At 63.8% G+C, this 15,617-nt stretch carries 12 protein-coding genes; 10 read left to right on the forward strand and 2 right to left on the reverse strand.

Annotated features, from left to right (window positions below; translation table 11 throughout):
• Positions 1 to 149: 149 nt before the first annotated feature.
• From HDE76_RS15220 to HDE76_RS15235, 4 genes are all read left to right on the forward strand, one after another.
• Positions 150 to 1,148: a hypothetical protein gene (locus tag HDE76_RS15220; protein ID WP_184508814.1), complete on the forward strand. Its 999-nt coding sequence runs from the start codon at positions 150 to 152 to the stop codon at positions 1,146 to 1,148.
• Between the two features lie 25 nt (positions 1,149 to 1,173).
• A complete protein-coding gene (gene plsB, locus HDE76_RS15225; RefSeq protein WP_184508821.1) occupies positions 1,174 to 3,873 on the forward strand; it encodes a glycerol-3-phosphate 1-O-acyltransferase PlsB in 2,700 nt (899 codons plus the stop codon).
• Positions 3,874 to 3,990: 117 nt separating this feature from the next.
• Positions 3,991 to 4,758 (forward strand): bifunctional demethylmenaquinone methyltransferase/2-methoxy-6-polyprenyl-1,4-benzoquinol methylase UbiE, encoded by a 768-nt coding sequence (gene ubiE / locus HDE76_RS15230; protein ID WP_184508823.1) that lies wholly within the window; start codon positions 3,991 to 3,993, stop codon positions 4,756 to 4,758.
• 10 nt (positions 4,759 to 4,768) lie between these two features.
• Positions 4,769 to 5,422: a Pr6Pr family membrane protein gene (locus tag HDE76_RS15235; protein WP_184508825.1), complete on the forward strand. Its 654-nt coding sequence runs from the start codon at positions 4,769 to 4,771 to the stop codon at positions 5,420 to 5,422.
• Between the two features lie 36 nt (positions 5,423 to 5,458).
• Here the strand turns inward: HDE76_RS15235 and HDE76_RS15240 are convergent, their stop codons facing one another.
• Both HDE76_RS15240 and HDE76_RS15245 read right to left on the reverse strand, forming a co-directional pair.
• Positions 5,459 to 6,022, reverse strand: a complete 564-nt coding sequence (locus tag HDE76_RS15240; RefSeq protein ID WP_184508827.1) for a molybdopterin-dependent oxidoreductase — start codon at positions 6,020 to 6,022, stop codon at positions 5,459 to 5,461.
• Between the two features lie 47 nt (positions 6,023 to 6,069).
• Positions 6,070 to 6,975, reverse strand: coding sequence for a DMT family transporter (locus HDE76_RS15245; protein WP_179478232.1), 906 nt, complete (start codon positions 6,973 to 6,975; stop codon positions 6,070 to 6,072).
• A gap of 174 nt (positions 6,976 to 7,149) precedes the next feature.
• On the opposite strand from HDE76_RS15245, the gene HDE76_RS15250 reads away from it, so the two are divergent.
• The 6 genes from HDE76_RS15250 to HDE76_RS15275 all read left to right on the forward strand — a co-directional run bounded on the left by HDE76_RS15250 (position 7,150) and on the right by HDE76_RS15275 (position 15,577).
• Complete coding sequence (locus HDE76_RS15250; protein ID WP_184508829.1) at positions 7,150 to 8,706, forward strand: peptidase S10; 1,557 nt, start codon at positions 7,150 to 7,152, stop codon at positions 8,704 to 8,706.
• Between the two features lie 29 nt (positions 8,707 to 8,735).
• The gene (locus tag HDE76_RS15255; RefSeq protein WP_184508831.1) at positions 8,736 to 10,292 is read left to right on the forward strand and encodes a peptidase S10; all 1,557 of its coding nucleotides are present in this window, start codon (positions 8,736 to 8,738) and stop codon (positions 10,290 to 10,292) included.
• A 24-nt stretch (positions 10,293 to 10,316) separates the two neighbouring features.
• A complete protein-coding gene (acpA, locus tag HDE76_RS15260; protein WP_184508833.1) occupies positions 10,317 to 12,032 on the forward strand; it encodes an acid phosphatase in 1,716 nt (571 codons plus the stop codon).
• A gap of 19 nt (positions 12,033 to 12,051) precedes the next feature.
• Entirely contained in the window at positions 12,052 to 13,002 is a 951-nt protein-coding gene (gene pip, locus HDE76_RS15265) for a prolyl aminopeptidase (RefSeq protein ID WP_184508836.1), read from the forward strand.
• Between the two features lie 18 nt (positions 13,003 to 13,020).
• On the forward strand, positions 13,021 to 13,629 hold the full coding sequence (locus HDE76_RS15270; RefSeq protein ID WP_184508838.1) for a glutathione S-transferase family protein: 609 nt from the start codon (positions 13,021 to 13,023) through the stop codon (positions 13,627 to 13,629).
• Between the two features lie 91 nt (positions 13,630 to 13,720).
• Positions 13,721 to 15,577 (forward strand): M1 family metallopeptidase, encoded by a 1,857-nt coding sequence (locus HDE76_RS15275; protein WP_184508840.1) that lies wholly within the window; start codon positions 13,721 to 13,723, stop codon positions 15,575 to 15,577.
• Positions 15,578 to 15,617: the final 40 nt, after the last annotated feature.

Below are 15,617 nucleotides of genomic sequence, written 5' to 3' on the forward strand. Positions count from 1 at the left end.
GGATTTCCCTGCGAGACTTCGGTCCGCGGGGTTTTCTTTTTGTGATGCCGCAAAATCCTTCGTGCCGCCCTTGCTCAGCACCATGCCGGCCTCTACCCTGACCGATCCGGCGCCGCCCTTCGGCCCAGCTCCCTGCGAGAAACGTCACCATGCGAGTACCGACCCTTCGCTACGCCTTGCTGCCGCTGTTTGCGGCGCTGGCTCTGACGGCCTGCCACAGCAAGGACGATCCGTCGCAGCCTGGCGGCAGCACTCCGGAATCGGCGGTGCAAAGTTCGGTCGAGCTGATCAAGAGCGGCGATTTCAACGGCCTGTGGAAGCACGCGCTACCGCCGGCCGACTACGCAACCTTGCGCACCGACTGGGCCACCCAGCAGAAGATGCAGCCGCCGGTTACCGATCAGGACCGCGCCCGCTTCAACGACACCATGCAGCAGCTCACCGGGCCGGACGCCGAAAACAAGCTGTATGCCGAGCTGCAGCCGAAGCTGGCGATGATGGAATCGAAATATAAGGATCAGATTCCGGTACTGATCAGCGTCGGCGAGGCGATGATGAAAAACGCCGTAGCGCAGAGTAAAAGCGTCACCGCCGAGCAGAAGACCCAGGTCAACGCCGCACTTGATGTGCTCGGGCCGTGGGCGCAGCAGGCGCCGTGGTTCGACGCGGCGAAGGCGAAGCAGACGGTGAGCATTGCGGTGGACACCGCGCGCAAGCTGGATCTAAAAAGCGCCGATCAACTGCGCGCGATGGATTTCGATACCACGATGACCAAGTACGCGATCGGCTACGCCGGCTTGAAACAGCTGCTGGTGAACTATGGCCTGTCGGTGGACGACACACTGGATTCGATCAAGGTAACCGAGCTTGAAAACAGCAACGGCCACGCGCGGGTCAAGATCGACTACACCCTGCTGGGCAAGCCGCTGTCGAGCGAATCCAAGCTGGTGCAGGTGGACAACCGCTGGTACAGCGAGGACATGGTCGACAACGTCCGGCAAGCTCACCAGCGTTTGAGCCAACCCGCGAGCGCCGCATCGGCTCCGGCGGTAGCGGCTACCAGTGCACCATTCAGCCCGGTGGCCAGCGGCACAAGCGCCCTTGCGCCCGCCTCTGCAGGTGCCGGCAGCGCGCCAACAAAAGACTAATCAGCGCAGCCGTTAGAATAGTCGGATGCAAACTATGTCCAGCGCGGATCATCCCGCTCGCCAACGCGCCCCGTGGTGGTTCCACCTGGCCGGTCAGCTGCTGCAGCCGTGGGTGCGCATCCGGCGTGACCCGGCCGAGCCTGCCGCTCTGCTGCAGGCTGGCGCGCCGGTCTGCTACGTGATCGAACGCGACAGCCTGTCCGACGCACTGATTCTTCAGCGCGCCTGCCTGGAGGCCGGCCTGCCCAACCCGATGCAGTCGCTCGCCGGCACCCGGCGCAAGCGTTCGGTGTTCGCGCTCACGCGCCGCGAGGGCTGGATCTTCGGGCGTCATCAAAAGGGCAGCCCCAACGAACCGCTGGCGCAGCTGGTGCGCTCGCTGGAGGGCGTGCCCGACCGCGATATCCAGATTGTTCCGGTGTCGATCTACGTCGGCCGCGCACCGACGCGCGACTCCGGCTGGTTCCGCGTGCTGTTCTCGGAAAACTGGGTCATGGTCGGGCGCTTTCACCGGCTGCTGGCGTTGCTGCTCAATGGCCGCGACACGGTGGTGACCTTTTCGGCGCCGATCTCGCTGCGCAGCGTCATGGACGAAGCCGGCCAGATCGCGCCGGAGCGCCTCACCCGCAAGATCGCCCGCGTATTGCGCACGCATTTCCATCGCATCCGCGCCACGGTGATCGGCCCCGATCTGTCGCATCGCCGCACGGTGGTCGACTCAGTGCTCAATGCCGAACCCGTGCGCGCGGCAATTGCCGCCACGGCGGCCAAGGAAAAGATCACGCACGCCAAGGCCTGGCAGAAAGCGCAGAAGATGGTGATGGAAATCGCCGCCGACTACGCGCATCCGGTCGTGCGATCGGCGTCATTCTTGCTGTCCAACTTCTGGAACAAGCTGTACGACGGCATCTCGATGCATCACTTCGACAAGGCGCGCGCCGCAGCGCCCGGCTTCGAGGTGATCTACGTTCCTAGCCACCGCAGCCACGCCGACTATCTACTGATGTCCTACCAGCTGCACGTTTCGGGCGTGGTAGTGCCGCACATCGCCGCCGGCGTGAATCTGGACCTGCCGATCGTCGGACTGATCCTGCGCCGCGGCGGCGCGTTCTTCATGCGGCGCAGCTTTACCGGCAACCCGCTGTACTCGGTAGTGTTCAAGGAATACATGGCGCAGCTGATCGACCGCGGCGTGCCGATCGAATACTTCATCGAAGGCGGCCGTTCGCGCACCGGCCGTCTGCTCACACCGCACGCCGGCCTGCTCTCGATGACCGTGCGTGCGTTCTTGCGCGCGCCGCGCCGGCCTGTGCTGTTTCAGCCGGTCTACATCGGCTACGAAAAGCTGATGGAAGGCAAGTCGTACGCCGGCGAACTCAGCGGCAAGAAAAAGGAAAAAGAGTCGCTGATCGGCTTGATCCGCGGACTCAAGGTATTGCGTCAGCGCTATGGCCACGTGGCCTTGAACTTCGGCGAGCCGATCGAACTGAACCCGATGCTCGACGCCGCCAGCGCCGACTGGCGCGAGACCACGCTGGACCCGGATGCCAAGCCGGACTGGCTGCGCAAAGTGGTCGACGCACTGGCCGAAAAAATCCAGATCAACGTCAATCGCGCGGCCGACATCAATCCGATCAACCTGCTGGCGCTCGCTCTGCTGGCCACGCCCAAGCACGCGATGGCCGAAAGCGACCTGCTGGAGCAGCTGGCGCTGAGCAAGTCGCTGATGGAAGAGCTGCCGTACTCCGATCGCATCACGATGACGCCGATGAACCCGGCTGGCATGATCGCCTACGGCGAGCAGATGGGCTGGATCGCCCGCGTGAAGCATCCGCTGGGCGACGTGCTGACGGTCAGCGCCGAGCAGGCGCCGATGCTCAGCTACTTCCGCAACAACGTGCTGCACCTCAACGCGGCGGCCGCCTGGGTCGCCTGCTGCTTCCTCAACAACCGCCGCATGTCGCGCGCGTCGGTGCTGCGACTGGGCCGCATCATTTATCCGTTCATCCAGGGCGAGCTGTTCTTGCCTTGGGATGACGATGGCTTTGGCGCGCAGTTGCAGAACACCATCGATTTCTTCGTGCGCCGTGGCCTGCTCGAATCCAGCGGCGACGGTCGCGTGCTCGAGCGCAGCGCCGGTCAGGACGACGGCGCGTTCCAGCTGAAGGTGATCGCACGCAGCCTGATCCAGGCCTTCGAGCGTTACTACATCACCATCGCGGCGCTGACCAAGAATGGCCCGCACACGCTGACCAGCGCCGAGCTGGAAAGCGCGTGCACGTTGACCGCACAGCGGCTGAGCCTGCTGCAGGAACTGTCCTCACCGGAGTTCTTCGACAAGGCGCTGTTCCGCGGCTTCATCCAGAAGCTGCGCGAACGCCGCGTGGTGTGGACCGACGACGCCGGCAAGCTCGATTACGATGTCGCGCTCGAAGGCATGGTGCGCGACGCGCGCGTGATCCTGTCGCGCGAAGTGCGCCACTCGATTCTCAAGATCACCCCCGGCAGCAACGAGAAAGACGCGGCCAGCGGCAGCAAACTCGACGACGAGGAAGAAGCCACCGCGCCGGTCTCGCCCGCGCTGCTCGCCGACCCCGTCGATGCCGGAGCCCGGCCGACCGCCGAACCCGTACTCACCGACGCTTCCAGCGCCGACCTGCACGATCGCCACGTAGCCACCGAACATCACAAGCACGAACATCACCACGACCAAACTTCTTCGTAGGTTGGGTTGAGACAAAGGCGAAACCCAACATGCAGCCACGACGGCTTTCACGAGCCGCCACCCGACGCGACCTTCAACACAGGCCCCGTCACGCCCCATTCCTGTAGCATTGCCGGCATGAACGAGCAGCCCAAACCCAGCACCGATTCCACCACTCATTTCGGCTTCCGCGACGTACCCGTCGGCGAAAAGCAGAAACTGGTCGGCGAGGTATTCACCTCGGTCGCGCGCAGTTACGATCTGATGAACGACCTGATGTCGTTCGGCATCCATCGGTTGTGGAAACGCCATTTCGTCGCCATCAGCGGCGTGCGCCGCGGTGATCGCGTGCTGGATCTTGCCGGCGGTACCGGCGATATCGCCGCGCTGCTGAAGCCGGTGATCGGCGAGACCGGTGAAGTGGTGGTCGGCGATATCAACGCCGCCATGCTCGGCGTCGGCCGCGACCGTTTGACCGATCGCGGCCTAGTCAGCGGCCTGCGCTGGACCCAGCTCAACGCCGAGGCGCTGCCGTTTCCCGACAATTCGTTCGACGCGGTGACCATGGCCTTCGGCCTGCGCAACGTGACCGACAAGGACAAGGCGCTGGCGGACATCTTGCGCGTGCTCAAGCCCGGCGGTCGGCTGCTGGTATTGGAATTTTCCAAGGTGCAGAGCGAACTGTTCGGCAAGCTCTACGACTTCCACTCGTTCAAGGTGCTGCCCAAGCTCGGCCAGCTGTTTGCCGGCGACGCCCACAGCTACCAGTATCTGGCCGAGTCGATTCGCAAGCACCCCGACCAGCAGACCCTGAAGAGCATGATGGAGCGCGCCGGCTACGGCCGCGTGGAAGTGCGCAACCTCAGCGGCGGTATCGTGGCGATCCACCGGGCTTACAAGCTCTGAGCCGACGCCGATGGCGAACCGAACCACGGCGTTTTCGACGACGGCCGCCCTGCTCGGCTGGTACGCGCTGATCCTGCAGCTGATTCTCACGATTCAACTCGCGATCGATCACGACCGTAGCGTGCCGGCCGCGCTGTGGCAGTGGATCGGTTATTTCACGATTACCACGAATATATTGGTTGCCCTGGCGCTGAGCGCGTCGGCGCTCGGCCCGCGCGGTTCGACAAGCCGATTCTTTGGACGTCCAGACGTCCACTCGATGACTGCGATGAGCATCGTCATCGTAAGCATCATCTACAACCTTCTGCTGCGCCAGCTGTGGCATCCGCAGGGATGGCATCTGCTGGCGGACGTGCTGTTGCACGACGTCATGCCGCTGCTGTTTTTGCTGCACTGGTGGCTGGTCATACCCAAGGCACCGTTGCGCTGGCGCCAGGTCGGCGCCTGGCAGATCTATCCGACCGCCTATTTCGTCTATGCGCTGGCACGCGGCGCGCTGAACGGCTGGTACCCGTATCCGTTTCTCGATGTACCAAAGCTCGGCTATCTGCAGGTGCTGATCAACGCGGTAGCGATACTGCTGGCCTTCGTCGCCGTGGCGCTGGTGCTGGTGGCAGTCGCAAGGCGGCAGGCCCGCCGTATGTCGAAAGCATTCGAGCGCTGATCATCGACTATCGATCGGCGCGATCGCGGGACTGCCTCAACGCGATGGATCGACCGCATCCGGCGCACGCATCACGTCGATGCGCGTCACCTGGCGTATCCATCGCGCCGGCCGCTGGTCGGTCGGAGCAATGACGCGCAAAGGCCCTTCCTTCGCCCCGAGCGCCTTGCCGTCGTGCTGGTCGGCCAGAATCACCGGTTCGTTGCGAAACTGCGGGTCCAGCTCGGCCAGCGCATACACCACGCGATAACCGTCGGCCGCACTTATGCGCACATACAGCGCCATGTTCTTACCGCGCAACGCTTCGCCCAGCGGCAAGCCGGCGGCCGAAAGAATCGCGCTCAGCGGTACCCCCGACCAGCTGCCGCTGACGCCGTGATCGCTACCCTGCACGGTAACGCGCGGCAGCTTGGCCAGCGCCGTTGCATCGAGCGTAAGCGGATGGCCGACCTCGCCGCTCACGATGACACTGATGGAAGCCGTCGTTGCGGCGATATCCGCAGCTGCGATCGATCGTGGCGCAAACCCCAGGCCGAAAAGCACGACTGAAAAGGCGAAGCCGAGCCGAAACAAGCCGTGGGGCAAATCGGTTCTGCGCATGTGTCTGATCCTTGTCTGATCCATCGAGGTCCGCCCAAAGTTCGAGCTTACTGCGGCTCCGTCACAACTACCGCAACGATACGCCGCCGGGTATTGGCCAGCACCACGCCGAGAATAGTGATGAGTCCACCCACCAGCGTCAGCGCGCCGGGCTGCTCGTGCAGCCACAGCATGCCGATCAGCACCGCGATCGGCGGCGAGAAATAGATGAAGCTGGAGACCTGCGACGCCGACGTACGGCGTAGCGCCGCGTTCCACGCCAGGTAGCCGATAAAGGTGGGAGCCACACCAAGCCATACAAGCGCTGCGATGCGCGACCACGGCGCCACGGCCAGCGCCTGCGGCAGCTGCCAGCCGAACGGCAGCGCGCCCAGCGTGCCGGCAAAAAACGTGAACGCGGTGACGCCCAGCATGCTGTTGCGCGCGAACAGCGGCTTCTGCCCGACAAAATAAATCGCCGAGGCGATCACGCTGACCAGCGCCAGCAGGGCCATCGGCTGAAATTTCACCTGATTGCCGCTGGCCAGCACCACCAGCACCACGCCGAGCAGGGCGATACCCAACCCAGTGAGCGTGCGCGCGGGCAGCCGTTCTCGCAGCCACACGGCGGATACCGCAACCGTCGCTGCCGGAATCAGCGACAACATAATCGACGCCGTGCCGCTGGCAATGCGCGTTTCCGCGTAGTTGAGACAGATGTGATACGCCGTCAGCCCGATCACCCCCAACAGCGCCAGCTGCGGCCAGTCGCGCCAAGCCGGCAGGGGCACGCGCCGAATCACCAGCAGCAGCGCAAAGCAGATCGATGCGATGCCCAGCCGTGCCAGCGCCACTTCGCCCGGCGTGAACGAGGGCAGCGCATAGGCGATCGATGCATACGCCGACGACCACGTCAGCAAGGCGGTGCCGATACAGGCGAGCGTACGACCGTCGAGGCGTTCGGTGCCGGTCATCGAAGAAAATTCACAGGAGGGACTCACGCTTGGACAGGCACTCATCGTAATTCGTGAGGCCGCGGCACGCGACGCATTTATCCGGCCCGATCGATGCAACCAGTACTTTTGTCACGGTCGCCGTGGCAACCACCCACGCATACTTCCAAGACGCTTTATCGAGACGGGGCCTTCATGCGTTACCTGATTTCACTGCTACTGGCTGGCGCACTGGCGCTGGCGCCGACCATCCCCAGCCATGCCGACGACGCACCCGCGCCAACCAAGTCCGACGCCAGCAAGAAGCAAGCGGTCGACGAAACCGCGGTACCGAGCACCGAAAGCGCCGTGCGCACGCAGCACAGTGCCAGCATCGGCGGGCACTCGATCAAGTACACGGCCACGGCGGGCACGCTGATCATCCGCGACGACAAGGGCCAGCCGCAGGCCAGCGTGTTCTATGTGGCTTACACGGTTGACGGCAACAAGGCCGACAAGCGGCCGGTGACGTTTCTGTACAACGGCGGCCCCGGCTCGTCGAGCGTCTGGCTGCACATGGGCTCGTTCGCGCCGGTGCGCATCGAAACCGCCAGCCCCGAAGCCACCGCGCCGGCGCCGTATCATCTGGTGCCCAACCGCGACAGCCTGCTAGACAAGACCGACCTGGTTTTCATCGACGCGGTGGGCACCGGCTACTCGCGCCCGCTGGGCAAGGCCACCGGCAAGGACTTCTGGGGCGTCGACCAAGACATCTCCGCGTTCAGCCGCGCCATCCAGCGCTATGTGAGCATCAACAAACGCTGGAACTCGCCGAAGTTTCTCTACGGCGAAAGCTACGGCACCACGCGCTCGGCCGCGCTGGTCGATGCGCTGCAGAATGCCGGCATGAGTTTCAACGGCGTGATCCTGATGTCGTCGATCCTCAACTACGGCATCCGCCTGCCCGGCTATGACGAAATCTACATCGGCTATCTGCCCAGCTATGCGGCGGCGGCCTGGTATCACAACAAGCTGGCCAACAAGCCGGCCGATCTCAAGGCGTTTCTCGAGCAGGTGCGCACGTTCGCGCGCGGCCCGTACGCGGCGGCCCTGGCCCAGGGGCAGAACCTGCCGGACGACCAGCGCGACGCCGTGGCGCGTCAGCTCGCCGCGTACACGGGGCTGTCGGTGCCGTTCATCGAAGAGGCCAACCTGCGCATCGACCTCGGTCGCTTTCGCAAGGAGCTGCTGCGCGACCAGCGCCTGACGCTGGGCCGCTACGACAGCCGCTTCACCGGCATGGACCCGGATGCGGCTGGCGAAACCCCCGATTACGACGCCTCGGACAGCGGCATCAGCGGCGCCTTCGTCAGCGCATTCCACGACTATCTGGACGGCCAGCTGAACTACCACAGCGACCTCGACTATCGCCCCACCTTCGGCGACATCAGCAAGGATTGGGACTGGAAGCACAAGGCGGCCGACCAGCGCCGCCCCCTGCCCACGGCCTACGTGGCCGGCGACCTGGCGCACGCCATGCGCACCAACCCGGGCCTGAAAGTGCTCTCGGTCAACGGCTACTACGATTTCGCTACGCCGTTCTTCATCACCGAATACGATCTGGCGCACATGAATCTCGACCCGACGCTGCGCGGTAACCTGCAGTTTCTGTATTACCCGTCGGGTCACATGATCTATCTCAATACCGATGCCCTGAAGCAGCTGAAGAGCGACCTGACGGGCTTTTACGATCGCGCCGCGCCCGCGCACTGATCGCAACCCATCGACACGGAATGATCGCCATGCATAAAAAGATTCTCGCCCCGCTCGCCCTGGCGCTGCTGCTGACGCTAGGCACTGCCGTGCACGCCGACGACGACAAGCCCGCGGACGCCAAGGCGCAGAGCGACAAGGACAGCAAGAAAGACGCACTGCCCATCCCGCCCGAACGCAGCGTGATGACCAAGCACAGCCTGCGCATCGGCGGCCGCACCATCAATTACAAGGCCACCGCCGGCACGCTGCTGATCAAGGACGACAAGGACAAGCCGACGGTCAGCTTTTTCTATGTGGCTTACACCGTGGACGACGGCAAGCCAAGCAAGCGCCCGGTGACCTTCATGTACAACGGCGGCCCGGGCTCGTCGAGCATGTGGCTGCACATGGGTTCGTTCGGCCCGGTGCGCGTGGCCAACAAGGGCGACCAGCCGATTCCGCCGCCGCCGTATCAGACCGTCGCCAACGACGACAGCCTGCTCGACAAGACCGACCTGGTTTTCATCGATGCACCGGGCACCGGCTATTCGCAGCTGGTCGGTGGCGCCGAGGGCAAGAACTTCTACGGCATCGATCAGGACGCTGATGCGTTCGCGAAATTCATCACTCGCTACGTCAGCACCAACCATCGCTGGAACTCGCCGAAATTCCTGTTCGGTGAAAGTTACGGCACCACGCGCTCGGCCGTGCTGGTAAAAACGCTGCAGGAACAGGGCATGGAGTTCAACGGCGTGGTGCTGATGTCGTCCATCCTCGACTTCAACGTCTGGGCCAGCACCGGCGACGACCATGCCTTTATCGTCAACCTGCCGACCGAGGCGGCGATCGCCTGGTATCACGACAAGGTCCCCAACAAGCCGGCCGACATCGCCAGCTTTCTGGCCAGCGTGCGTCAGTTCGCCAATACCGACTACACGCTGGCGCTGGCCAAGGGCGACGCGATCACGTCGGCCGAGGCTGACCGTGTGGCGAATCAGTTGAGCCAGTACATCGGCCTGTCGCCGGCGTATATCAAGGAGGCCAATCTACGCATCGATCCCAGTCGCTTTCGCAAGGAGCTGTTGCGCGATCAGCGTCGGACGGTGGGCCGTCTGGACGGCCGTTTTGTCGGTATCGATCCCGACGCCGCAGGCGAAAACCCCGAAGGCGACGCCGCGAGCGATGCCGCCACTGGAGCATACCTCGCTGCGTTCAATCAATACGCGAGCGAGCAGCTGAAGTTCAACGAAGAGCATCCGTACCTACCGAACAACTACGGCGTCATCAACCGCGGCTGGGACTGGAAACGTACGGAAGGCCACGGCTTCACCCAGGCGCCGTACGTGGGTGCCGACCTGGCCGGCGCCATGCGTCGCAACCCGCATCTGAAGGTATTTTCGGCCAACGGGTACTACGATCTGGCCACGCCGTTTTACGCGACGCAGTTCGATCTGGGCCACCTCGGGCTGGAGCCGTCGATCAGCAAGAACATCGAATTCGGTTTCTATCCTTCCGGCCACATGATTTATTTCGACGTCAATGCGCTGAAGCAGGTCAAGGCCGACCTGTCGCGCTTCTACGACGAGGCCGTACCGAAGTCCTGAATCCGCTTCATCTCGAACGATCCGATGACTGACAAACCGACCGACAAACCGCCCGTTTCCAACGACGAGGCACCGCCCAACCCGCAACGCCGCCGTCTGCTTGGCGGGCTGGCCATGGCGGGCGCTGGCGTGGCGCTCGCAGGCGCAGGTGCAGCGAAGGCCGGCGACCGTACCGCCACGGCACCGCATCCGCTGCCCGACGATGCGCTGGACGCCCTGCTTCGCGAGCATATCCAAACCGTCGTGGTGCTCTACGCGGAAAACCGCAGCTTCAACAATCTGTTCGCCGATTTCCCGGGACTGGAAAAACCGCTCGGCGCATTGAAGCCGCAGGACTATCTGCAGCGCGATCGCAACGACGAAGTGCTGCAGACGCTGCCGCCGATCTGGCAGGGGCTGGTGCCGCACAAGCAGGTCGTCAACCATCGTGCCTATCAGATCGGCGAAGCCGACATCACCAGCCTGCCCAACGCGCCGTTCGCCCTGCACACGCCCGACGGCGAACCGCTGCCGCACGGGCTGGTGACGCGCGATCTCGTCCATGCGTTTTATCAGAACCAGCTGCAGATCAACGGCGGGAAAAACGATCGCTTCGTCGCCTGGGGCGACAGCGGCGCGATGCCGATGGGCCATTACGGCGACAGCTCGGTCAACCTTCGGCTGTGGCGGCTGGCCGAGCAGTACACCTTGTGCGACAACTTTTTCATGGGTGCGTTTGGCGGCTCGTTCCTCAATCACCAGTATCTGATTGCCGCGCAGCCGCCGTTCTATCCGAACGCGGATCGGAGCGTGGCCAAGGCCCGCATCGCGGTGACCGAAAGCGGCGACGTCACCGATCATCGGCTGAAGCTGGCCGAGGATTCCCCAACCAGCGCGATGGACGGCAAGGCCAAGTTTGTGACGCCCAATATGCTGACGCCGGACTTCTGGGCGGTGAACACGATGGGGCCGCCGTACTCACCGAGTTTCAAGATCGATCCGACGAATCCGGCGCTTGCCGACGCCAGCAATCCCGCCACCTGCCCGCCGCAGACACACAAGCATCTGGGCGACATGCTCACCGCGAAGTCGGTCGACTGGGCCTGGTACGGCGGCGCCTGGCAGGCCGCGCTCGACGGCCACGGCGACGGCCCGCTCGGCGAATACCCGGACCGGCCGAATTTCCAGCCGCATCACCAGCCGTTCAATTATTTTGTCGGCCTGGCACCCGGCAGCGAGGCGCGCCGTCGGCACCTGCGCGACGGCGGGTTGGGCGAAACCGCACCGGGCAATCGCTTCCTGGTCGATGTGGCCGCGGGCAAGTTGCCTGCCGTGACGTTCTACAAGCCGCAGGGCAATCTCAACATGCACGCCGGCTCCTCCGATATCGAAGCCGGCGATCGCCACCTCGCACGTGTGGTCGACGCGCTGCAAAAGAGCCCACAGTGGCCGAACATGCTGGTGGTGATTACGGTGGACGAAAACGGCGGCTGGTGGGACCACGTCGCTCCACCCAAGGGCGATCGCTGGGGACCGGGCACGCGCATTCCCGCGCTCGTGGTGTCGCCGTTCGCCAAACGCGGCTACGTCGACCACACCATTTACGATACCGGCTCGATCGCGCGCTTCATCACCCGCCGTTTCGGACTGGAAAAACTACCTGGCCTGACGGTGCGCGAAAACGCGATGGTGGCGGCCGGCGGACCGGCGCCCGGCGATCTGACCGCCGCCCTGAACTTTGCGACAGCGAAAAAGACCTGACCGAGGCGGAATGTTGATCATGCGCGAGATGTATCCAGAGATCGAGCCCTACCGCACGCAGCATCTGACCGTCGATGCCGTGCATACCCTGCGCGTGGAGGAATGCGGCAACCCCGATGGCCTGCCCGTGGTGTTTCTGCACGGCGGTCCGGGCGCGGGGCTGGCTACGTATCACCGGCGCTTCTTCGATCCGGCGCGCTACCGCATCGTGCTGTTCGACCAGCGCGGCGCGGGGCAATCGACGCCGTTTGCCGATCTCACCGACAACACCACCTGGCACCTCGTCGCCGATATCGAAACCATCCGCGAAAAGCTCGGCATCGAACGCTGGGTAGTGTTCGGCGGCTCGTGGGGTTCCACGCTGGCGCTGGTGTACGCGCAAACGCATCCCGAGCGCGTGCTGGGTCTGGTGCTGCGCGGTATCTTTCTGTGCCGCCCGGCGGAAATCCGCTGGTACTACGAAGAGGGCGGCGCCTCGTGGATCCTGCCGGAGAAATGGCAGCGCTACGCCGCGGCCATTCCCGCCGACGAGCGGGGCAACATGCTGGAAGCCTACTGGCGCCGGCTCACCTCGGACGACGAAACCGTTCGGCTCGCCGCCGCGCAGGCGTGGGGCGCTTGGGAAGGCGGCGGCATCACCCTGGCCGAAAGCCCCGAAACCGAAGCCGGCTTCGCCGCACCCGAAGTCGCCCTCAGCCTTGCGTGCATCGAGGCCCACTACTTCCGCAACGGCAGCTGGTTCGAACCGGACCAGCTACTGCGCAACGTCGACACCATCCGCCACATTCCCGCCACCATCATCCACGGCCGCTACGACATCATCTGCCCCGTCAAAAGTGCCTGCGATCTCGCCGATGCGTGGCCCGAAGCCGAACTGCATATCGTGCTGGCCGGACACGCCGCATCGGAACCGGCGATTGTCGATCAGCTGGTGCGGGCGACGGATCGGCTGGCGGATCGTTATGTCTGAGGAATAGAGAAACGGCATATGAGCTCTCTTACCTTGTTCGACTACCTTCCGTCGCGCAACGCATGGAAGGTACGGCTGTTGCTGCACCATCTCGGTCGAGAGCATCGAACGGTGACCGTGGATATTTTCAAAGGTGAGGGGCGACACCCCGAATATCTGCGCATCAACCCCACCGGCAAGGTGCCCGCAATCCAGCTTGCCGACGGCCGCGCGCTGGCTGAATCGAACGCGATTCTCGTGTATCTCGCTGAGGGCAGCCCCTACATGCCGACCAGCGCGTTTGACCGAGCTAAGGTGCTGCAGTGGTTGAGCTTCGAGCAGGAACAGATCGAGTCGAAAATAGGCGCGCTGCGCTATTGGATGCATGCCGGCGAGTGGTCGAATCAGTCGCCACCCTTGATACAAAACATGCGCCAGACCGCGCAGCGTGCGCTGGAGGTTGTTGACGATCAGCTGAGGAAGAGACGCTTCATCGCTAGCGATGACTACACCATCGCCGACATGGCCCTGTTTGCCTACAGCACCTGCGCCGAAAGCGTCGGCGTTCCGCTGAAGTGCTACCCGCATTTTTCTGCGTGGATCAGGCGCGTTGAAGCGCAACCCGGTTTTATCGCCGCGCCGGCCTAGTTCGTCCGCCTGAATGGACCTTTCGGCACAAGCCCTCGCAAACCCGCAATGCCATACTCTCCGTTTGCATTTCACTTTCTCCGGAGTCTGCATGCGTCTGCGTTCCCTATTTGCCGTTGCGGTTTCTACGTTGCCGCTGGCTGCCATGGCGGCCGAACCTTACTCTTACGCGCAGCCGGATCAGGTTCGCGTCACGCATCTGGATCTCGATCTGACGATCGACTTTGCGCAGCGTGCGTTGAGCGGTCAGGCGACGCTGAAACTGGACTGGAAAAATCCGAAGGCGACGTCGCTGGTGCTGGACACGCGGGATCTGAAAATCGCCTCGATTGCGTCGGTATCGGCCGACGGCAAAACGGCGCCGCTGAACTATGTGCTGGCGCCCCGCGACAAGGCGCTCGGCAGCAAACTCACCATCGCCGCGCCGACGCATCCGACCCTGGTACGCATCGTCTACGCCACCTCGCCCGACGCGTCCGGCCTGCAGTGGCTGACGCCGGCGCAGACCGCGGGCAAAAAGCTGCCCTTCATGTTTTCCCAGTCCGAGTCGATCAACGCGCGCTCGTGGGTGCCGATCCAGGATTCGCCGGCGATCCGGATCACGTACGACGCCCATATCACGTCGCCCAGCGACGTGCGCGTGGTGATGAGTGCGCTCAACGACGCCAAGCACCCGCTCAACGGCGACTATACGTTCGACCAGCCGCATCCGATTCCGTCCTACCTGCTGGCCATCGCTGCCGGCGACATCGCCGCCGAAGTGACCGGCCCGCGCAGCGCCGTGTATGCCGAGCCCTCAATGGTGCACAAGGCGGCGCACGAGTTCGAGGACACCGAGAAGATGATCGCCACGGCCGAGCGACTCTACGGCCCGTATCGCTGGGGCCGCTACGACCTGATCGTGCTGCCGCCGTCGTTCCCGTTCGGCGGCATGGAAAACGCCAACATGACCTTCGCCACACCGACTATCGTGGTGGGCGACAAGAGCCTGGCATCGGTGATCTCGCACGAGCTGGCGCATTCGTGGTCGGGCAATCTGGTAACCAACGCCACCTGGCGCGATGGCTGGCTCAATGAGGGCTTCACCACCTACGTACAGGGGCGCATCACCGAGGCCGTCTACGGCAAGTCGCTGGCCGACGAAGAGGCGCTGCTGTCGGCGCGCGCGCTGGAAAAGAGTATCGGCAGCATGCCTGCCAATGCGCAGAAGCTGACCCCCGACCTGCGCGGCGTCGACGCGGACGACGCGCTGTCCGACGTCGCCTACGACAAGGGATCGTGGTTTCTGCGCACGCTGGAGCAGCGCTTCGGCCGGGCCGACTTCGATGCCTACCTGCGCAGCTACTTCGACCACTTCGCGTTTCAGAGCATCACTACCGAGCAGATGTTGGCCTATATGAAGCCCAATCTGATCGACAAATACCCGGGCAAGATGCGCTGGGCCGAGGTGCAGGACTGGGTCTACGGCAGCGGCATTCCCAAGGACGCGCCGCTGCCCGACTCGCCGCGCTTCTACGCCATCGACACGGAGCGCGCGGCGTTTCTCGCCGACAAGCTCACTGCCGACAAGCTCGACGCGAAAGGCTGGAACACACAGGAGTGGATGTACTTCCTCGACCGCCTGCCCGATGTCACGGCGCTGGTGAAGATCAAGGCGCTCGACGACGCCTGGCACCTCACCGGCACGCCCAACGCGGAAATCGGCATGCGCTGGTATGTGCATGCCATCGTCGCCGGCGACAAGGACGTATGGCCCGCCGCGGCCGAACATATGACCCGCATCGGCCGTCTCTATCTCACGCTGCCGCTGTACAAGGCCTTCGCGAAAACGCCCGAGGGCCTCGCTTATGCCAAGCAGGTTTACGCGAAAGCCAAGGCTGGCTATCACCCGCTGACTCAGCAAGCAGTAGAAGGAATCCTGGCAAAAGCGAGCCCTGCTAAAAAGTAAACGGCGGCGCATATATGCTCGCGTCGGCCTAGAGATATCA

It is taken from the genome of Rhodanobacter sp. ANJX3, from assembly GCF_014200755.1.
In the GTDB taxonomy this organism is placed as follows: domain Bacteria; phylum Pseudomonadota; class Gammaproteobacteria; order Xanthomonadales; family Rhodanobacteraceae; genus Rhodanobacter.